The organism is Paenisporosarcina sp. P5_A11 (assembly GCF_056400705.1).
The window spans coordinates 1-18,805 of sequence record NZ_JBFUKT010000055.1 but is presented as its reverse complement, the minus strand read 5'-3'; the positions used below and the strand labels follow the sequence as shown (position 1 = coordinate 18,805).

Annotated in this window: 22 protein-coding genes; 2 read left to right on the top strand and 20 right to left on the bottom strand. The window is 35.4% G+C overall.

What is annotated here, in order from left to right; all coding sequences use genetic code 11:
* Both AC1DOS_RS10020 and AC1DOS_RS10015 read right to left on the bottom strand, forming a co-directional pair.
* On the bottom strand, positions 1-1,186 hold a 1,186-nt coding region (locus AC1DOS_RS10020), incomplete at its 3' end, for an ATP-binding protein (RefSeq protein ID WP_477537376.1).
* Positions 1,187-1,491: 305 nt separating this feature from the next.
* Positions 1,492-2,688, bottom strand: coding sequence for a class I SAM-dependent rRNA methyltransferase (locus tag AC1DOS_RS10015; RefSeq protein ID WP_477537375.1), 1,197 nt, complete (start codon positions 2,686-2,688; stop codon positions 1,492-1,494).
* A gap of 162 nt (positions 2,689-2,850) precedes the next feature.
* Between AC1DOS_RS10015 and AC1DOS_RS10010 the strand changes: the two genes are divergently transcribed.
* The gene (locus tag AC1DOS_RS10010; protein WP_108587877.1) at positions 2,851-3,774 is read left to right on the top strand and encodes a S66 peptidase family protein; all 924 of its coding nucleotides are present in this window, start codon (positions 2,851-2,853) and stop codon (positions 3,772-3,774) included.
* A gap of 54 nt (positions 3,775-3,828) precedes the next feature.
* Here AC1DOS_RS10010 and AC1DOS_RS10005 read toward each other — a convergent pair whose 3' ends face one another.
* The 5 genes from AC1DOS_RS10005 to AC1DOS_RS09985 form a co-directional block, all read right to left on the bottom strand.
* Positions 3,829-4,269, bottom strand: coding sequence for a HEAT repeat domain-containing protein (locus AC1DOS_RS10005; protein WP_477537374.1), 441 nt, complete (start codon positions 4,267-4,269; stop codon positions 3,829-3,831).
* Between the two features lie 192 nt (positions 4,270-4,461).
* A complete protein-coding gene (locus tag AC1DOS_RS10000) occupies positions 4,462-5,106 on the bottom strand; it encodes an alpha/beta hydrolase (RefSeq protein WP_477537373.1) in 645 nt (214 codons plus the stop codon).
* 93 nt (positions 5,107-5,199) lie between these two features.
* The gene (locus tag AC1DOS_RS09995) at positions 5,200-5,772 is read right to left on the bottom strand and encodes a 5' nucleotidase, NT5C type (RefSeq protein WP_108586561.1); all 573 of its coding nucleotides are present in this window, start codon (positions 5,770-5,772) and stop codon (positions 5,200-5,202) included.
* A 23-nt stretch (positions 5,773-5,795) separates the two neighbouring features.
* Positions 5,796-6,890 (bottom strand): bifunctional diaminohydroxyphosphoribosylaminopyrimidine deaminase/5-amino-6-(5-phosphoribosylamino)uracil reductase RibD, encoded by a 1,095-nt coding sequence (ribD, locus tag AC1DOS_RS09990; protein ID WP_477537372.1) that lies wholly within the window; start codon positions 6,888-6,890, stop codon positions 5,796-5,798.
* Positions 6,883-7,647: a GTP cyclohydrolase II gene (locus tag AC1DOS_RS09985; protein ID WP_477537371.1), complete on the bottom strand. Its 765-nt coding sequence runs from the start codon at positions 7,645-7,647 to the stop codon at positions 6,883-6,885. Before AC1DOS_RS09985 ends, ribD begins: the two co-directional genes overlap by 8 nt.
* Before the next feature lie 594 nt (positions 7,648-8,241).
* On the opposite strand from AC1DOS_RS09985, the gene AC1DOS_RS09980 reads away from it, so the two are divergent.
* Positions 8,242-8,391, top strand: a complete 150-nt coding sequence (locus tag AC1DOS_RS09980; RefSeq protein WP_477537370.1) for a hypothetical protein — start codon at positions 8,242-8,244, stop codon at positions 8,389-8,391.
* 210 nt (positions 8,392-8,601) lie between these two features.
* Here the strand turns inward: AC1DOS_RS09980 and AC1DOS_RS09975 are convergent, their stop codons facing one another.
* The 13 genes from AC1DOS_RS09975 to AC1DOS_RS09915 form a co-directional block, all read right to left on the bottom strand.
* The gene (locus AC1DOS_RS09975) at positions 8,602-8,868 is read right to left on the bottom strand and encodes a zinc ribbon domain-containing protein (RefSeq protein ID WP_477537369.1); all 267 of its coding nucleotides are present in this window, start codon (positions 8,866-8,868) and stop codon (positions 8,602-8,604) included.
* 35 nt (positions 8,869-8,903) lie between these two features.
* Positions 8,904-9,194 (bottom strand): hypothetical protein, encoded by a 291-nt coding sequence (locus AC1DOS_RS09970; protein ID WP_477537368.1) that lies wholly within the window; start codon positions 9,192-9,194, stop codon positions 8,904-8,906.
* Between the two features lie 95 nt (positions 9,195-9,289).
* On the bottom strand, positions 9,290-9,904 hold the full coding sequence (locus tag AC1DOS_RS09965; RefSeq protein WP_477537367.1) for an SAM-dependent methyltransferase: 615 nt from the start codon (positions 9,902-9,904) through the stop codon (positions 9,290-9,292).
* Positions 9,905-9,961: 57 nt separating this feature from the next.
* On the bottom strand, positions 9,962-11,914 hold the full coding sequence (locus tag AC1DOS_RS09960) for a GTP-binding protein (protein WP_477537366.1): 1,953 nt from the start codon (positions 11,912-11,914) through the stop codon (positions 9,962-9,964).
* Between the two features lie 85 nt (positions 11,915-11,999).
* Complete coding sequence (locus AC1DOS_RS09955; protein WP_477537365.1) at positions 12,000-12,188, bottom strand: hypothetical protein; 189 nt, start codon at positions 12,186-12,188, stop codon at positions 12,000-12,002.
* A 367-nt stretch (positions 12,189-12,555) separates the two neighbouring features.
* Entirely contained in the window at positions 12,556-12,783 is a 228-nt protein-coding gene (locus AC1DOS_RS09950) for a WGxxGxxG family protein (protein WP_477537364.1), read from the bottom strand.
* Positions 12,784-12,922: 139 nt separating this feature from the next.
* Complete coding sequence (locus AC1DOS_RS09945; protein ID WP_477537363.1) at positions 12,923-14,149, bottom strand: MFS transporter; 1,227 nt, start codon at positions 14,147-14,149, stop codon at positions 12,923-12,925.
* Positions 14,150-14,244: 95 nt separating this feature from the next.
* Positions 14,245-14,862 (bottom strand): LysE family transporter, encoded by a 618-nt coding sequence (locus AC1DOS_RS09940; protein ID WP_477537362.1) that lies wholly within the window; start codon positions 14,860-14,862, stop codon positions 14,245-14,247.
* Positions 14,863-15,122: 260 nt separating this feature from the next.
* The gene (locus tag AC1DOS_RS09935) at positions 15,123-15,344 is read right to left on the bottom strand and encodes a small, acid-soluble spore protein tlp (protein ID WP_477537361.1); all 222 of its coding nucleotides are present in this window, start codon (positions 15,342-15,344) and stop codon (positions 15,123-15,125) included.
* A 171-nt stretch (positions 15,345-15,515) separates the two neighbouring features.
* Positions 15,516-16,919 (bottom strand): amino acid permease, encoded by a 1,404-nt coding sequence (locus tag AC1DOS_RS09930; protein ID WP_477537360.1) that lies wholly within the window; start codon positions 16,917-16,919, stop codon positions 15,516-15,518.
* 268 nt (positions 16,920-17,187) lie between these two features.
* Complete coding sequence (locus AC1DOS_RS09925) at positions 17,188-17,850, bottom strand: amino acid ABC transporter permease (protein ID WP_477537359.1); 663 nt, start codon at positions 17,848-17,850, stop codon at positions 17,188-17,190.
* 12 nt (positions 17,851-17,862) lie between these two features.
* Positions 17,863-18,501: an amino acid ABC transporter permease gene (locus tag AC1DOS_RS09920; protein WP_477537358.1), complete on the bottom strand. Its 639-nt coding sequence runs from the start codon at positions 18,499-18,501 to the stop codon at positions 17,863-17,865.
* A gap of 89 nt (positions 18,502-18,590) precedes the next feature.
* Positions 18,591-18,805 (bottom strand): transporter substrate-binding domain-containing protein (locus AC1DOS_RS09915; protein WP_477537357.1); only part of this gene is annotated, 215 nt, incomplete at its 5' end.

The window sequence follows — 18,805 nt, the reverse complement described above, 5'->3', positions numbered from 1 at the left end:
CGTTTACAGTCCCATTCATAGCTCTTACAATACTATGTGCCACCATTACACCGAGACCTGTTCCATTGTTCCCTTTTGTTGAATAATATGGTTCACCTAGGCGTTCTATATGTTCTTTAGTCATTCCAACACCTGTATCTTGGACATTAATGGTTACATGTGAAGAATTTGCGAATGTAGTTATCGATAATTCCCCACCATTTGGCATCGACTCAATCGCATTTTTAACTACATTAATAAAACATTGATGAAATTTTTGGCGATCCCCTTCAATTAAATTGAATGATGAGTAATCACTTGCCACTTTTACGGAATTCTTATTCGCTGTAGGCTGGAGCAAATTAAGAATTTTGTTAAGCTCCTCTTGAACACTGAACACTTCTATTGATTCCAGCATAGGTTTGGAAAATGTTAAATAATCTTGGATAACTTTTTCGGCTGACTGTAATTCCTCTTTAATAATTGAKATGTATTGATTCCTTTTCTCAACATGTAATAAATCATCATCTAGAAGTTGAAGAAATCCCATTGMAGATGTTAAGGGATTCCTAATTTCATGAGATATGGCAGCACCCATTTGTTCAACTGCCTCTAATTTTTCTGATTTTACCAATCGTTGTTGCATTAGAATATTATTTTCACTTACTTCTATAGTATAAGAAATCATTGCAACCCCAAGTGGTGGCACAAAAAGATAGGCAAACCACAAATCGAGTGAATGGCTTGGAGGGGCAATAATTTCGATTCYGACTAATATGAGCAGACTTACCAAAAGAGTGAGACCGACTGAAAAAAGTATTCTGAATTTTGGAGTGCGTTTTTTAAACCATGGAGAAATGTACCATAATAAAAAGCTAAACAATCCATAAAATACTACACCTATATAAAACCCTATATCGAATCCATGAAATGCCCGAATTAATATGATTAATAAACCTAATATCGGACTTAGCCCCATATAAAGGCTTCCAATCAAATATGGAACAATCCTCAAATCTAATACCATTCCTTCATTAAGTCTGTAAGAAAAGATAATGCAGAGCACCAGAGAACAGACAAAATATAATATGGCTGTTCCTTTGTCCAAACGCTTTTTACCAGATTTCTCGGCCCACATGATACAAAAGAATAGAAATACGATTAATAATGATAAATTAAATAAGAAATTCACAGTTAGTAGTTCCAAGTAGATACCTCTTCCATTCATATTACTAGGTAAATATTAACTGTTGAAATACTTTTGTTCAATTGTTTTATTTATTTTTTGTTGATTATTTAATAAATTCTGATTACTTTTCACTATTAGCTACGAAATCATCATACTAAAAACTACCTAAAGAGAATAGACTCTGTTTAGGTAGTTCAAGTAATTAAAATATTAATTTTGATATAAGTTTTAGTAAGTTATTTTTATAATTAATTCAAGATAATTTCCTCTACACAAAACACAAGGTAACACAAATTAATTATTTCTTGCAAAGTGATTTTGGATTAAATTAATTTCTCTATAAAGACGACTTTTAAATAGTCACCTTCTTTATACTCATTGATAGTTTTAAAGTCAGTTGGAAGACTAAACTCTTCACGGATAACATATTTACCGCTTGTTTGTTTAAATGCTTTTTCAATAAACCCTTTAAATTTTGCCATTCCAAACGTACTACAGTTAGATGACGCGACGATGATCCCATTTTTTTCTGTAATTGAAATAGCTTGCACTAACAATTCTGGATAGTCTTTTCCAGCGCTAAATGTATGTTTTTTAGAGCGTGCAAAACTTGGAGGATCTAAAATGACCAAATCAAATGTTAATTTTTTCCTAACAGCATATTTAAAGTAGTTAAAAACATCTTCCACGATAATATCCTGTGCTTCATAATCAATGGCATTCACACTAAACTGCTCAATGGTTTTGCTTTTGCTACGATTTGCTAAATCCACACTTGTTGTTTTGGTAGCACCACCAAGTGCAGCAGCTACTGAAAAAGCTCCCGTATAAGAAAAAGTGTTCAATACATTTTTCCCTTGAGAATATGATTCCCGGATTGTCTTACGTACATCTCGTTGATCTAAGAAAATACCTACCATGGCACCATCATTTAAATACACGGCAAAATTCATGTCATTTTCCTTAACAAGTAAAGGCTCAGGTGCCTTCTCTCCTGAAATAAAGTCATCATCTTCCATATATGTTCCTTGTGATGCAAAACGTTTCTTTTCATATAGGCCTTTTATATTGACTATATTTGTTAATGCTTGAATTACTTCATTTTTGAACTGATAAATCCCTTCGCTATACCAACTAATGACGTAGTAGCCCTCATAAAAATCAATCGTTAATCCCCCGACGCCGTCACCTTCTCCATTAAAAACACGGAAAGCGGTTGTTGTTGAATCTTGAAACAGAGATGAACGATGTTCTATAGCAAGTTTCAACTTTTTCTCGAAAAATTGGACATCGAATGTTTCATCTTGATTTTGACTTAACACCCATCCTCGACCCTTGTTTTGCTTGCCATAGTAACCTTTACCAAGAAAATGATGACTATCATCAATTAACTCGATGATGGTACCCTCTTCGTGTACATCCTTCATGTTAACAATTGCTTCTTCCATAATAAGTGGGTAGCCAGCTTTGATATTTTTAGCATAATTCGATTTCACTTTAAGCTTTATTTTTTTTTTCATATAATCACCCATTCATTTCTTTTTCTCTATTCTACCCCTGTTTTGACTTAAAATCATATGGATGTCTACTATCAATGTTAATTTCATTTAGCGCTTCGTACTTTCTCCATATAAAAACCATACAATGTAAGAATGTCTCTTTTATGAAAGGAGTTAATTGCCATGGCTATAAAGCCCCCTCAGCTTAAAGCTGGAGATACTATTGGAATTGTCACGTTAGGCAGCCCGTTAAATCCTACCGTAATCAATGAAGGTATTGCTACATTAGAAAATATGGGATTCAGTGTTTTAGTCGGAGATCATGTTTATGATTCTGTTGGATTTCTTGCGGGTACTCCAGAGCAACGCGCAGCCGATTTAATGATGATGTTTGAAAATAAAGCCGTAACTTGTATTTTACCGACAAGGGGAGGAGTTGGCGTGGCAGGCATTCTCCCCTTCCTAGATTTCTCTGTAATTACTAAAAACCCAAAAATTATTTCTGGCTACAGTGACATTACCGTATTGTTAAATGCACTGTATGAGTATTCAAATTTAATCACTTTTCAAAGTCTTCTATTGCTAGATTTCAACCCTCAAACACCCGCTTATAATTTCAATCAATTTTTCGCGGCTACTTCAGCTATATCGGCACCGTGGCAAATCAATAATCCACCAGGGATGCCTTTAGTAACCAAAGTTCCCGGAGATGTTACAGGTCCAATCGTCGGAGGGAACCTTACCTCTTTCGTGGGAACGTTAGGCACCTCTTTTGAAATTAATACACAAGGAAAGATATTATGTCTAGAAGAAACACATGAACCAATAAACACGGTGTATCGCTACTTAAACCACTTAAAACTAGCCGGGAAATTTGACGACTGCATTGGCATACTTATGGGTGAATGTACCAATTGTATACCTGCCTACGGTGTCACTTACAATGAACTCATTGATGAATTTTTGGTTCCTTTAGGAAAACCTATATTGAGTAATTTAGCCACAGCACACGGACGATTCAAAGCAGCTATACCAATTGGAGCAACCGTGAGGATGAATTCAACTAATCGAACGTTAACAGTTACGGAATCAGTAGTAAGTCCATAACATAAATCAAAAACCGATTGCAGTTGTATGCAATCGGCTTTTTTGATTTGATACTTATTTTTTTAATAAAGAAGCCCATTCAGTTTCAAGCCACTTKTCAAAGTCTGAGCCTTTTTCGCCTTCATACGCATCGTAAACATCCAGTCTCATTTTCTTGAACTTCTCTTTAAACTCTTCAAAAGTATGATCTGCTGGCAAACTCTTTTTAATACGCAATAAGATTTTAGAAGTCCCTTTAATAATATCGAATTTCGTTTGCTTTGGAGGCGTAACATCTTCACCAAAAGCCTTAAGTTGTCTGTAAGCTGCTTCTTGGATTTTAAACACAGGGTCTTTTGTCATTCTTGTAGTAAGAACATCAATCACTTTGCTGTGTTTGTGTTGCCCCAATTCTTCAACTGCATCAAAACGTACTCTCCAACTCGATGTACGATTTGCAGCCTTTTTTAGTTCCTCGTAATTTTCTGGTAATTCATTTTGTACATTGTTAGTCATTGTTCAATCTCCTTTTATATAAAAATCCATTTGTGGACAAGAAAACATTCATGCATGGAACAGAATATCCTTTAACAAGTATTGTACCATTTTCTGACCAATCACATACTCTGTTTCATAAAATGAATTATTTATACAAAATCCTTGTTAAATGCCAAATAAGTCGATTCAAATATACGATTCAAGATTAATTTATTGTGCCAGGTCATCCAATAACCATTCATGAAAATCGCGATGGTTCTCTGCTGATACTGTATGGCCTTCTGTATACGTTTTAAAAGTTACATCTGTACCTAACTGTTTAAAAAATTCAACATTTGCATAACCCCAAGCTAATGGGAAAATAGGATCTAATTCACCATGTGAAATAAACACGGATAATTTTTCACTTGGCTTAATAGTATATTGTTCTTTTACAAAATGAGGAAGGTACCCACTAAGCGCTACAACGCCTTTTATTTTATGATTAAATGTCAAACCTATCGTCATACCAAGGATTGCCCCTTGGCTAAATCCGAGTAAATATATACTGCTTTCATCCAATGGATATTCTATGATAGCAGTATCAATAAACGCGGTCAGTTTTTCAACTGTATTATCAAAAACTTCTCGATGCGGTTTACCAAAACCTTGTATGGTAAAGTACGCATATCCTGGAGGTTGTGGCAAATGCCCTCGTACACTAAAAATGAAAAATGTTTCTTCAAGACCGTCAACTAATTGCAGCATGTTTTGCTCATTACTTCCCATTCCATGCATCACAAACAACGCTGGGTACTTCTTCCTTTCTTCAATATTCTTTGGTTGTCTAAGTTCATAAGTAAATGTTGTTTCCATATTCCCATCATTCCTTTGCCCTGTGATCATTTAGTACCCTAATAGAAAAAGAAGCAGAAGACTTCATGCAGCTCTGCCCCTTTCGTATTAACTTTAGATTAAATTTTGCTTAATGATTTCTTTTAACTCTGACCAATTAGTAATCCTTGGAATCGTTAATTTTTGATTATACGATTGATTCATGACATATACTTTCAGCGAATCATCCGAGAGTGTGTTCAAAACATCCGGCTTGTCATCAAAATAATAATCAAGCTTTAACTCTTGAATTATTTTAACTTTGTCCTGATCTTTCATTCCGCAGAAGAATCTTTCTTCTTTCACGGGGAAACCTTGTTCAAGCATCCATTTTTTCGTACGTTCCCCGTGCTCACTTGGTCTAGCTGTTATATAGTAAATCTCATGTCCTTGCTTATCAAGTTCAACTAATGTTTCTACTGCATCTGGATAAGGAGGACATGAAGTATAATATATCTCTTCTAGCGAGCTGTTCCACATGTTATATCCTTGCTCTGCCGTTAGACCAAATGCTTCATGAATTTCAACTTTCTCTATTTCATGAAAAACATCAATAGGGACAGACTTTTTCAAGTTTTTATTGTAAATGTTAAAGGCATGTTCTCTTAGACTGATGAGTGTATCATCGATATCAAATCCGAATTTCATAGTAGAATCCCTCAATTGCTTAATCAATTTTTGTAACTTGGATAACCGACAAATTTAAAATCTTTCCCGATTTTAATGATATCTGCATCCTGTAATTCAACTGCATCACCCATTTTATCGATACCTGAGCCTTCTAGGAATGTGGGTGCTAGTTGTCCGCCGATTAATTTCGGTGCAATATAAATAACAGCTTTGTCTATTAGTTTATGTTCTAAAAAGGCTGCATTAATTGTGCCTCCACCTTCAATCAATAAGGAGGAAATTCCTTTTTCACCTAGAATTTGCACGACTTCTGTTGGATTTACCTGTCCCGAACCAGTGGTAGGAAATACAGAGATTCCCATACTTTCTAACAACGACTTCTTTTCTTTGTCAAAAATCTCGCTTGTGAAAATCCATGTTTCAGCCAATTTATCAGTTATGACCTTGCGATCTAGTTGGATTTTTAGTGTAGAATCTAAAATAATACGAATTGGGTTACGGCCGTTAGGAAGTCTAGTTGTTAACTCTGGATTGTCAGCAATCACAGTATTCACACCGACCAGTATCGCCATATGTTCATTTCGAAGCTGATGGACATCATGTCTAGCTTCTTCAGATGTAATCCACTTACTATCAGAAGAATGTGTTGCAATCTTACCGTCTAAGGTAATTCCAGCTTTTAATGTAACGAAAGGTGTATTTTTCACAATGAACTTGTTAAACACTTCATTCATTTTTCGAGATGCCGCTTCATGGATACCCACTACAACTTCAATCCCTGCTTCTTCAAGAATTTTAACCCCACTCCCAGAAACAATAGGGTTTGGATCAAGTGTCGCAATAATCACTTTTTTTATTCCCGATTCCACAATCGCTACTGCACATGGACCTGTTCTCCCATGATGAGAACAAGGTTCGAGTGTGACATAAATCGTGCCACCCCTTGCTTTGTCCCCTGCCATGCGAATCGCATGAATTTCTGCATGCGGTTCTCCAGCTTTCAAATGAGCGCCAACTCCAACAATTCGGTTGTCGTTTACAATTACAGAGCCCACAAGAGGGTTCGGATCTGTTTGACCTTTCATGGCTTGTGCATTTTTCAAAGCCAAATCCATATAAAATTCGTGGTTAGTCATTAGGACAAGTCCCTTCATCCTCTAGCTTAAGATGTCCAGAGCGTTTAATTTTAGTTTGCAAGTATGCCTCGTTAAATTCCGAAACATCTCCCCACAAAGGTGTACGTCCTGAAATCGGAAGTCCCGCGTCAATAAGTGCAGCTAATTTTTTAGGATTGTTAGTCAACAATGTTACTGGTTTCGAACGTAATGCTTTCAATACTTGAATGGCATCATCATAATTGCGTGAATCATCAACAAAACCTAGGCTTTCATTAGCTTCAACTGTATCGTAGCCATTTTCTTGAAGAATATAGGCCATTGCTTTACTAAATAAACCAATTCCTCTACCTTCATGGTTCGCTAAATAAAATAGTGCACCCGCTCCATGATCCACAATCATTTGCATTGACTGTTTGAGTTGATAGCCACAATCACATCTCTTGCTTCCGAAGATATCTCCGGTGTGACAGATGGAATGCATTCTCATTAAGGCATCTTCTTCATGTTCGAAGTCACCATAAACGAGTACACTTGATTGTTGAAATTCAGCTAAGTTTGAAGAAGATAGTTTGTCGATGATGTGATGAATATCTTCTTTTGCTTCTTTCGTTTGTAACCAACAATACCATTGAAATACGACTGTCTCTCCATACAAATTCACAGGAAGTCGAATGGGTCCGACTAAATAGATGGCCCCGTCACTTGAATTGATTAATTTGATCTTATCTTTTAATACAGAAAGCGCTTCTTTAGAAACCATAGTTGTTTCACTCATATTAATATCCCCTTTTTTATATCACATTAAAAAACTAATAGTGAATAATTTTCTATTTCCTTTAAGTTCTCTTAAGTTACTTTATGTAAGTAATTATATTTTTGTAACCTTGTTTTGTCAAGTAAGCAAATTGTCTAAATGTATTTTACTTTTAGCTTTTACTAATATTTAGTTTATCAAACTGATGAAAACCCTTAAAATTGAATGGGTTCTTTAATACATTCGTAGCATAATTACGATTTGTTAGGTCAAGGCCAATTAGTTTCCTGAATTAGATAGGTTTTCAGTGCGTTTCGGACGCTTTTCCTGCTGTACTATGAGCTAGAGAATAAAGAGAGGGTTGTGACTGCGTCACTCGCCCCCCTCTTTTCTCAGATCATCCTGCGGCTGATGTGCGTCCTTCGCTCCCTTGCAACCTAGATGACCCAAGGAATTATGGTTAGGCTAACTACTGAATAGTTGCTTTCTTTAAGTAGATATTCGGCCGAAGATGATATTTCGGCCTATTCCTGCTTTTTTATTTTGGTAAAGTTTAAGAATTAAAAATAAACGAAAGAGTGCATTTGCGCCTAGCATGCCGCAAGAGCGTGAAGAATGAGACCCACAAGTATATGGTTTTCATACTTGTTGGCTCATGCGGAACGTGCGGTAGCGCAAATGTACGATAAACAACTGTATCGTTTAACAGACCCATTATTTTCAAAACATCTTATTAATATTAACAACTACAAACCGAATGCTTGATTCCAGTTACTGAGGATGACAGGTTTCCAGTTCGCTTCGGACGTGTTAACTGCTGCATTATGAGCTAGTGAACATAGAGTAGGACTTGTGACTGCGTCACTCGCCCCCCTCTTTTCTCAGATCATCCTTTGAGTAGAATCGAAAAAAAATCATATAAAAAGAGCCGGCTCCTATAGGAACCAACTCTCTTTGATATGCCATAAACTCTTATTAACGAGGCATCTTCCAACGTTCTAATTTATTTATATTGCGAGTGAAAAATCCAGTAAATACTTTCGGTATTCCAAATTCCATCAATTTCCCTTTTACTTTTTCTTTCATTTCATTCACAGTCATATCAGGTGAGGTGAAAGTCCCATTTTGATAGCAATGACTACAATAGACAACGCTTTTATTCCCGTTCTTTTCTGTACCTCCGCCTTCAACATCCTTAGAAAATGGCATTCCACAACTTTGACAATTTTTATAGGGCTTCATCAATCATTACCTCCTTATATACGTAACAATTAATCCTAGAGCCAGTCTTCTTCAGTAATGTCGAAATTCTTTTCTGCCCATGCAATTGCTTCTTCAACAGTTTCTACCTTATGGTCATCTTGAACTGTCCATTCACTATCGCACATAAATATATAGTACCCATTTTCTGCTTCATCTTCATATCGGGCAATAGCTAAAGCGGTAATGGCTACTTCAATTGTTACACCTTTTTTTTCTTCAAAAAACATGACACTCAATTTTTGGGTAGCATCATTTTTTGTTTGTTTTATTACTTTCGCACCATCAAGTTCATTTACTAACGTCATTAGTTATTTCCTCTTTTCTTTTATAGTTGATCTTGTACTTATCTTAACATTTTCTTCTAGGAGCATGGCATTATGAATTTGCAATAATACAGATCTTATTCATTCACAAGAAACCGAAATAGTAAAAATCGCTCATTCTCATTATGTTCATATAGTCCTGAGACTTTTACTTCTTTCACTAATTTAAAGGTAGTTCTCGTATTAAGGAACTGGATATATTCGATAGTCGGATAATAAAGAATCAAGTCAACCGAGCGCTCTTGCTGATCGATCGATTGTAAAATATTTTCAACCACCTTCATAAAAATTTGAACTGAAAACGGGTTAAAGAAATAAAACACATTGTCTTGTGATTTAATTTCATATTCTTGTGCTAGGCACTTCTCAAAAGTAATTAAATTTTTCTTCTTCTTAGTTTTTTGCATATATGATTCTAGGTTTTCAATTGATTCCCGGTAGAGCTTGTTACTCATTTCAATTCCTCTAACGGATATGAGAAAACGATGATGGATATAAAAAGGCAAGCGACCTTTGCCGCTTCCGAAATCTACTACGTTCTGCGTATTATTTAACTCATATTCGTTAAAAAATTCTTCTATTGCCTTATATGGAGTTGCTTCATAACGATTATAATGCGCTGACTGATTAATAACTTCTAGCATTCCCACTGTTTTTATATGAAGCAATCGATCAAAATCTGTATCGTTCATAAAAATACCTCTGTTCGATTATTGGATAATTCGTGTCCACACTTATATTTGTTTGTGTTACAGACAATGCATTTCAGCTTCTGCTTGATCCCAAGGAACTGCATAACCTTTTCCTTTTGAACAAAAAATCGAAGTTGAGCTATAATCGGGATCTGCATTCTTATTATAATTAATTCTTTCAATTACTGCTGTTTCGTTATGGCATCTTTCATAGCCACCAAAGACTAAATTAAGTACGCCTTTTCCTTGTGTAAATGAGGCAATCTCCGACGCATAATTCATGAAAGTTGCCACCGGTACTTTTCCTGTCAATATTGCTTTGTTGTCTTCTGTTTTCGGTGAATCAAAGCTGCCATTAGCAATCTGTATATCTGATAATACTTTTCCCATTTGGTCCAAATCTACTTTTATTTTAAAATGGTAATACGGCTCCAACACATGATTTTGGGCTTTTTCTAATCCTTGTCTCAGAGCTCGATATGTAGCCTCGCGAAAGTCTCCGCCAGACGTATGCTTATTGTCTGCTCGTCCTGTCAGTAAAGTGATTTTAACATCTGTTAAAGGAGAGCCAGTCAACAACCCATTATGTGTTTTCTCAAAAAGATGGTGTCGGACTAAATTTTGATTTCCAATAGACAAGTCATTCGCATGACACACATTCTCAAACGAAATCCCACTATCTCTTGCTGCTGGTTCAATTTTCAGATGCACTTCAGCATAATGCTTCAAGGGTTCAAAATGTCCATAGCCTGTTACAGTTGATTCAATTGACTCTTTATATAAAATTTTTGGTTCATCAAAACTGACCTCTAATTGGAACCGGTCTTTTACCAACTGTTGCAAAATTTCTAATTGAATCGTTCCCATCACATGTATATGAATTTCCTGCACCCGCTCTTCCCACGTGACATTTAAAGATGGATCTTCTATATCTAATAGCTGAAAGTATCGTAAAGCCTCTTTTATATGAACCGATGAGGCAAAGACTACTTTAGACTTTAAAGTTGGCACCATTTCATAAACAGCTTTTTCATGTATGGTCCCTAATCCATCACCCGTAAATGCATTTGACAGTCCAATGACTGCGAATAATTCACCTGCTTTAACTTGCTCGACAGTTTTGTATTTATTTCCGTTGTACACTCTTATTTGTGTGATTTTTTCCGTATTTCTTTGTTCACCATTCCCATATGAGACTTCATCTCTTATGCTCACAGATCCACTTAAAGATTTTATAAACGTAATTCGCGTTCCTTTTTCATCATGTCTAATTTTGTAAACACGTCCTGAAAATGTGTCTTCAGTTGCATAATTTGTTTCAGTTAATAAATGAAAAGTATTCAAGAAATCAATGATTCCTATGTCTTGAAGTGCAGAACCAGTTGAACATGGAAAAATCTTGCCTTCTTTAATCAATTCATTCATTGCCTTCAGCCATAAATCATGTTGATACCCCTTATCCATGTAATGATCTAAAAGAATTTCATTCCTTTCGGCTAAAAATTCAATTAGATTTTCTGTCATTTGTCCTTTTCGAAATGCTTCGGTGACGTCAATTATGTCCGTTGAAAAGTCATCTTGAATTTCTTGAAGGACATTTTTAACATTTGCACCTTCTCGATCAATCTTATTGATAAAGAAAAATGTAGGTATATTATGTTTTCTAAGCATCTGCCAAATTGTTGTTGTATGTCCTTCAACACCTTCAACTGCACTAAGAATGACAATGGCATAATCCATTACTTGAACGGATCGTTCCATTTCTGGAGAGAAATCTACGTGACCTGGATTATCGATTAAATAATAAGTAGAATCCTGATATGAAAAAGTCGCTTGGTCAGCGAACACAGTTATGCCTCGTTGCCTTTCAATTTCATGACTGTCGAGATAAGCATCTTTATGATCTACTCTTCCTCTTTTCTTAATACTTTTCGTATGAAAAAGTATTTGTTCTGCAAAAGTTGTTTTTCCCGCATCTACATGCGCAAATACTCCAATTGTTTTATTCATAAAGCCACCCCCACTTACCTTTATACTAACTTAGATTTCATCAAACATAAAAGCGGATACCCTAATTAGGCACCCGCTTTCATGATTAATATTTATTTTGAACGTTTTTAATATCTGTTTGACTATAGCTCCCAGGATCTGGGTTGCCTGTTCTTTTCGCAAGAATTTTTTTCACTTCATTATAAGTCAGACCCGAGTTTTCATTATTTCTTTTAACCTCTGCAATATTTGTTCCAGATGCAGTAAATCCTTGTGTGTTTTGATTATTCTCCATTGAAGTCGCCTCCATTTCGTTTTTCATTATCTTCTCTCATAACGGAGTTTTTACACACCAGTTAATATTTTATGGAACGTATTTACCTTGTTTCGGTATAGCTAATTTGTCAAAGTCTCTCGAAAGCACGGATAAATTTTCAGTTAGCCATTCGCCAGAAACAGGATGTCCATGACCGGTAACGGCTAATGCAGGTTTAAACTTTTCTAATAACTTAACTGATTCCCACGAAGACCAATTTCTTTCCCTTGACCACTTGATACTGAAGTCATAGGAATAAACTTATCAGTTGAAGAACTTCCATCCATATGCTCACGTTCCTTTTCATAAATAATGCCTCAACTCAAGTGAGTAGAGGCATTATTTATTAATCTTTTCGGTCGTCTCTTCTCTTTAATCCCATAAGACCAACAAGGCCTAATAACCCAATCCARCCCCATTCCATATCATTATCATCGTCGTCAGTTGCTGCAACAGCTGCATCCTCATTGATGGTATCATTATTTCCGTTAGTGTCCGCAGCATATGTTGCAGTTCCGATTACTGTAAATGTGAATGCTAAAGTAAAAATTAGTGCAAATAATTTCTTCAACATGTTATTCCTCCTCAGTTAGTCTGACTTATTATGTTCGATAACATGAATATTATGCATTTTATCTAAAAAATCACGTCATACATAGATAGGTCTAAAAAGGAAAACCCTTGGCTACTTACACTTAGCCAAGGGTTTTTCGTTAGTTTTCAATTTCTTCGACTTTAATATACGTAATTACAATGAATAATAAGATTAATCCCAATACACTTGCTGTAATAAAACTGATACTTAAATAATCGTTCATTACTAGGGACATAAGTGGAGGACCGGCTGCAACCCCAATAAATCTTGCTGAGCTATAAAAAGAAGAAATTGTACCTCTCTCTTCTTTATTAATGTTTTCTGTAATAATGGCGTCCAGCACAGGTAGTAATACGCCAATGGACATACCCACCAGACTAGTGACCACTAATAGAAGGATAAGTTTATCACTAGTAATTCCTACAAATCCCGTGCTGATTGATAGAATGATTAAACAGATAATCATTATTTTTTTCATCGTCGATAAATTCCCTTTAATATTGCGCCCTGAAATATAGGAAGCAATACATAGTAATAAAAGAGGAATAGCGAGAACAAACCCTTTTATTACACCTTCTATATCGTGCACTTTTTCTAGATTTTCGGATAAAAAAAATAACATACTAAATAGGACTAGCATGACAAAAATCCCGTTGAGGAATACGGTAAACAACCATTTGCCTTCCTCTTTGAATATATTTTTTGCATTTTTCAAGAATTCTTTCATCTTTAATGGTTCATCTTTTTCTTTTGGCACTTTAACAAAGAAAAAAATGAGTACAATTGAAATTAAACTAAATATTGAAATGGAGAAGAATGGGAGAAACCAAAGAAGAGCGGCAAAGACTGACCCTAGGATGGGACTTAATACTTTGCCAAACGTATTGGACGTTTCAATAATTCCTAAACAAGAACTTATTTTTTCATCATTATCCTTATATAAATCGCCAACTAGTGGCAAAATGATTGGCATAGCACCAGCTGCACCTATTCCCTGCAGAATCCTACCAATTATAATCCATGTATATGGTTCATCTAGCAACCAAGAAGCAAAACCAGCAACCAAACCTCCCATTAAAGCGAGAATTAAACTTGGTAAAATCACCGTTTTCCTTCCGAAACGATCCGATAAATAACCTGCAACCGGTATTAGAAATACAGCAGCGATCGAATAGCTAGTTATAATCATACTAGATTGAAATGAAGTGATTCCAACCTTTCTTTCCAATATTGGTAACACCGGAATAAGCATAGAATTTCCGAGTGTCATGACTAGAGGAATTGAGGCCATACTTACAATACACCATTTGCTTACTGTGTCTTTACTTTGTTCTGTATTCTCCATACTTTCACCTCGAGTAACGATAAGTAAATGTATGTTTTCCTTATGAATTCTTTTTATACATTAAAATTATGCTGTGAAATTTCGCTATGTATGAATTAAAACAAAGACCTATATGCCTGGATGCCAAAGAATATTCCAAAACCGATCATGGCAATCGAAGATATAATGGATATACTTCTCAATAATTTAGTGTTTAACAATTTTCGAGCTACACTTGATATAAAGGCCATTATAAAATCAACTAAAGAAATACCCAATAAAATGGCGATGCTATAAATAATTATTTGGTACCACGTTAAGGTTCCAGCTGTTCCAGCAAGGATTGAACCATATATACCTAGCCAAAAAAGGATAGTTAATGGATTTAACATGGCCATAAAGAAACCAGATAAAAATGATTGTCTGAATCGGATAGTTTTACCTATTTTGAAGTCCATTTTGATTTTATTAAGTGTAAGTAAATTCTCTACACCCGTATATATAAGAACAAAACAGCCAAACGACCAAAGAATAGTTTTCAGAATAGGTGAATCAATAAATTGAGCAACTCCAAAAAAAACCATGAGCATATACATGATGTCAGTACCTAAAGCACCAATGCCAAAAATCCAAGCATGAAAAAAACCATTTTTAATTCCTGTATTTAATAGAGTTGCTTTAACCGGGCCAATGGGTGCAGCTAGGGATACACCTAAAAAGAAGTATGTAAACATTGAATTGATGAATAGCCCTCCATTAATATGATGTCCTTCATCTTATTCAAAACTAACGACTTGTACGACTCCATAAGGTGAAAATTCTCTTGCCAAATTGTTAAACATAAAGCAATTTTCATCATTCCAGGGCTTGGAAATGTACAGTATTCTAGATAAGATTATACCTGCCGATTTGCATGTCTGAAGAATCAAAAAGAATCCARCAACTGACAGCTGAATTCTTCGCTAAATACTATTCGTAACTTTTCTATTTGATCCTATAAGTAACCATTTATTCGGGATTTATCTTCTTCTATGATTTCATTTCGCAAACCTTCAATACTTTCCTTACGACGTGCGTTTTTCTCTTTGATTAATTCGCGCTCTTTGCCGTCAGCTAAGTTTAATGCTTCTTCTGCTGCTTCCATATTATTTATGGTTTTCTTCAGTCTTTCTTCATTATCTTCTGAATCATTTGGTATTGGCGTAATTCTAGACATTATTATTCCTCCTTTTCTTAATTGTGTACATAAGATAGCATTCCCCATTTCATTAAAACAATTAATAAGTTTTTTATCTAACTGGTCACGTATCATATTCACTCATTTGTAATAAAGACAAATAAAGAATCCAGCACTAAATTAGCTGCTGGATTCTCTATAATTCATTTTTTATTTCTTATTAAGTTTAGAATTTTTTTGTGAGTAGGTAAAGTAGATAACTACACCAATTAGTAACCAAATAACGAAACGAATAAATGTTGCCTGTCCTAATTGGAAGATTAAAAATCCACAGAATAGAATAGCTAATCCTGGTACTAGTGGAACTGCTGGACAACGGAAAGCTCTTGGTAAATCTGGTTGTTTTACTCTTAAAACAATGACTGCAACTGAGATAAGAACAAAGGCAGATAAAGTACCGATATTAACCAGTTTTGCTAGTTCGTCTAAAGGTATTAATGCACCAAATAGTGCAGCAACGAATCCGAAAAACCATGTTGCTTTATACGGTGTACGGTATTTTTCATGGATGTTAGAAAAGAATGCTGGCATTAAGCCATCTCGCGACATGGCAAACATTACTCTTGTTTGTCCATATAACATAACCAACATGACTGTTGTCATACCTAGAATTGCACCTACATCTATAATTCCAGCAACCCAGTTTTGACCTGAGTATTGCAATACAAGAGAAATAGGATGATCAATATTTCCTGCAAACTGTTGAAACGGAACAACTCCCGTCATTATCGAAGTAACAATAACGTAAAGTATCGTACAAATAAGTAGCGATAACATGATGCCTCGAGGTAAATCTCTTTTCGGATTTTTTGTTTCCTCGGCAGCTGAAGCGATTGCATCAAATCCAATAAAAGCAAAGAATACAAGAGCAGCTGCAGAGAATACGCCTTCAAAACCAAAAGGCATAAATGGTTGCCAATTTTCAGGCTTAACATACGTAACTGCGACAGCAATGAATATTAAGACAACAGTTACTTTGACAACAACCATTATATTATTTATTCGTTTAGATTGCTTAATCCCGATGGAAAGTAAAAACGTGATGAGCATAACAATTATAAAGGCTGGTAAATTAAAAAACGTTTTAGTACCTTCAAGAGCTCCAGGAGCCGCTGTAAGAATCGTAGGAATGTTTATTCCAAATCCACTTAGGAGTGATTGGAAATAGCCTGACCAACCTACAGAAACAGCACTAACGGCAAGCAGATATTCGAGAACTAAATCCCACCCAATAATAAACGCTATAAATTCACCTAGTGTTGTATATGTGAATGTATAAACAGAGCCTGATACAGGTACGGTAGACGCAAATTCAGCATACGATAAAGCAGCAAAAAAACAAGCAAGCCCAGCAATAATGAATGAAAGTGTAAGAGCTGGACCAGCTGTTAGCGCTCCGGCCCCAGTTAAAACAAAAATTCCTGTACCGATAATGGCTCCAATGCCAAGCATCGTTAAATCAAATGTACCTAATTCTTTTTTAAGTGTATTCCCCTTTGTTGAGGAATCTATTAAATCCTGAAYGCTCTTTTTCCTAAATAACTTGTTAGCCATTTTTTCATCTCCTCTATCTAAATATATTCCCCTTCGTCATAATTCGACAAATTTTGCAACATGCCCAAAAAAAATTCCAGTAATTAAATCTCAAGCACTATTAATCTTAATATTCGCAATCATAACATAATTAAAAACTATTTGTATATAACAAAATTTGGATTTATCAGTTAATTCTAAATTCTTATTCATTACTTCCCAAATATGTCGTGAGTTCATGACATTGTTGCTAAATTAAAGAATTCGGCTCAATAATTGAGCCGAATTCTTATGCTTGCTTCAATTCTAATCTTCGCGCTACTCGAGACAACGTATAATTAACGATAAAGTACATCAATGCCACAATAGTAAAAATAGGTGTTACACTCGTTCCCGTTTGAGCATATAAAATTTGTCCGTTGTGCAATAGATCTGGTAACGCAATAACAACAGCCAAAGATGTATCTTTTAATAGAGAGATAAATTGACTAACAATAGGTGGAACCATTCTTCTTAATGCTTGAGGCATAACGATATAACTTAATGTCTGTATGTAATTTAAACCAGATGAACGTCCTGCTTCAATTTGCCCTTTATCAATGGAATTCAAGCCGCTTCGGATTATTTCCGAAAGCATTGCTGACTCAAAAATAGTCAAAGCCACAATAGCAGCTGTCATTATTTCCATATCAATTCCGATTTCAGGCAATGCAAAATAGGTGAAGAAAATAATCAGTAGTAAAGGAAGGTTACGAATTGTCTCGACAACCACTGCAAGTAATTGGGAAACAACAGGAATCTTAGCGTATCTAAGAGTCCCCAAGAGGCCGCCAATAATAGAACTAAGCACAATTGAAATAGCAGCAACTTTAAGTGTGACCATAAATCCTTCAAGTAGAAACTTTATATTGTCCAGTGTCAATACTTCAATAAACGGTGCCAGTAAATTCATCTATGCACCTCCTTAATTACTTCTAGCCAGGCGTTTTTCCAAGTATCCTACGCCAAAACTTAAAGGTATGGTTAAAATCAAATAAAACAAGCCTACAAAAATATACGTATCAAAGGTGATGAATGTACTCGCAGAAATTAAATCACCTTGATACATTAAGTCTCCTCCTGCTACTACAGCTAACAAGGATGAATTCTTAACCAAATTGATAAATTGGTTGCCCAAAGGTGGAATAACAATTTTAACTGCTTGCGGTAGAATAACCATTCTCATTGCCTGTCCATAAGTTAATCCTGAAGAACGGGCAGCTTCCATTTGACCTCTTGGAACAGACATAATTCCAGCACGTATCGCTTCTGCAATAAAAGCCGCAGTGTAAACAGTCAATCCTATTATACCTGCAGTCATTCCACCAAAATTTCCAGCTAAGTACGTAAAAAACACGATAACTAACACTGGAATATTACGGATAAATTCTACATAAGTTGTGCCAATCCAGTTTATCGGTTTAAATGGTGCGATTCGCATGACTGCAATAAGAGTTCCCAAAATAAAACTGCAGATTAACGCAATAAAACTGGCAATAAGAGTTACTTTAAAACCTTCCAAAAATGCATCCATATTATCCGTTAAAATCGAGAAATCCAGCAAACGATCTCCTCCTAATTAATCAGGATGAGCAAATCCGTAAATGCACTTACGGACAACTGCCCATCCTGACGAGAAAACTTTATAAAATATTATTCTTTTATCCATTTATCTTTAATTTCATCGTACTTCCCTGAATCTTTCAGGCTTTTCAATGCTTTGTTTAACTCATCAACAAGTTCTTTATTACCTTTTTTAACGGCAATACCATAAGGCTCTTCAGTGAACGTTCCGCCTACAAGCTCAAATGATGGATCTTCTTCGGCCATACCATAAAGGATTGAATCATCTGTAGTAAGAGCATCAC

Bases quoted from the DNA above. Each gene is read 5' to 3' on its own strand.
- AC1DOS_RS09935 (WP_477537361.1), bottom strand. From the start codon at position 15,344: ATGTCTAGAATTACGCCAATACCAAATGATTCAGAAGATAATGAAGAA.
- AC1DOS_RS10000 (WP_477537373.1), bottom strand. From the start codon at position 5,106: ATGGAAACAACATTTACTTATGAACTTAGACAACCAAAGAATATTGAA.
- ribD (WP_477537372.1), bottom strand. From the start codon at position 6,890: ATGACTAACCACGAATTTTATATGGATTTGGCTTTGAAAAATGCACAA.
- AC1DOS_RS09960 (WP_477537366.1), bottom strand. From the start codon at position 11,914: ATGAATAAAACAATTGGAGTATTTGCGCATGTAGATGCGGGAAAAACA.
- AC1DOS_RS09955 (WP_477537365.1), bottom strand. From the start codon at position 12,188: ATGGAGAATAATCAAAACACACAAGGATTTACTGCATCTGGAACAAAT.
- AC1DOS_RS09970 (WP_477537368.1), bottom strand. From the start codon at position 9,194: ATGACGTTAGTAAATGAACTTGATGGTGCGAAAGTAATAAAACAAACA.
- AC1DOS_RS10015 (WP_477537375.1), bottom strand. From the start codon at position 2,688: ATGAAAAAAAAAATAAAGCTTAAAGTGAAATCGAATTATGCTAAAAAT.
- AC1DOS_RS09975 (WP_477537369.1), bottom strand. From the start codon at position 8,868: ATGAAGCCCTATAAAAATTGTCAAAGTTGTGGAATGCCATTTTCTAAG.
- AC1DOS_RS09965 (WP_477537367.1), bottom strand. From the start codon at position 9,904: ATGAACGATACAGATTTTGATCGATTGCTTCATATAAAAACAGTGGGA.
- AC1DOS_RS09985 (WP_477537371.1), bottom strand. From the start codon at position 7,647: ATGAGTGAAACAACTATGGTTTCTAAAGAAGCGCTTTCTGTATTAAAA.
- AC1DOS_RS09980 (WP_477537370.1), top strand. From the start codon at position 8,242: ATGAGACCCACAAGTATATGGTTTTCATACTTGTTGGCTCATGCGGAA.
- AC1DOS_RS09940 (WP_477537362.1), bottom strand. From the start codon at position 14,862: ATGTTTACATACTTCTTTTTAGGTGTATCCCTAGCTGCACCCATTGGC.
- AC1DOS_RS09925 (WP_477537359.1), bottom strand. From the start codon at position 17,850: ATGAATTTACTGGCACCGTTTATTGAAGTATTGACACTGGACAATATA.
- AC1DOS_RS09945 (WP_477537363.1), bottom strand. From the start codon at position 14,149: ATGGAGAATACAGAACAAAGTAAAGACACAGTAAGCAAATGGTGTATT.
- AC1DOS_RS09995 (WP_108586561.1), bottom strand. From the start codon at position 5,772: ATGAAATTCGGATTTGATATCGATGATACACTCATCAGTCTAAGAGAA.
- AC1DOS_RS10010 (WP_108587877.1), top strand. From the start codon at position 2,851: ATGGCTATAAAGCCCCCTCAGCTTAAAGCTGGAGATACTATTGGAATT.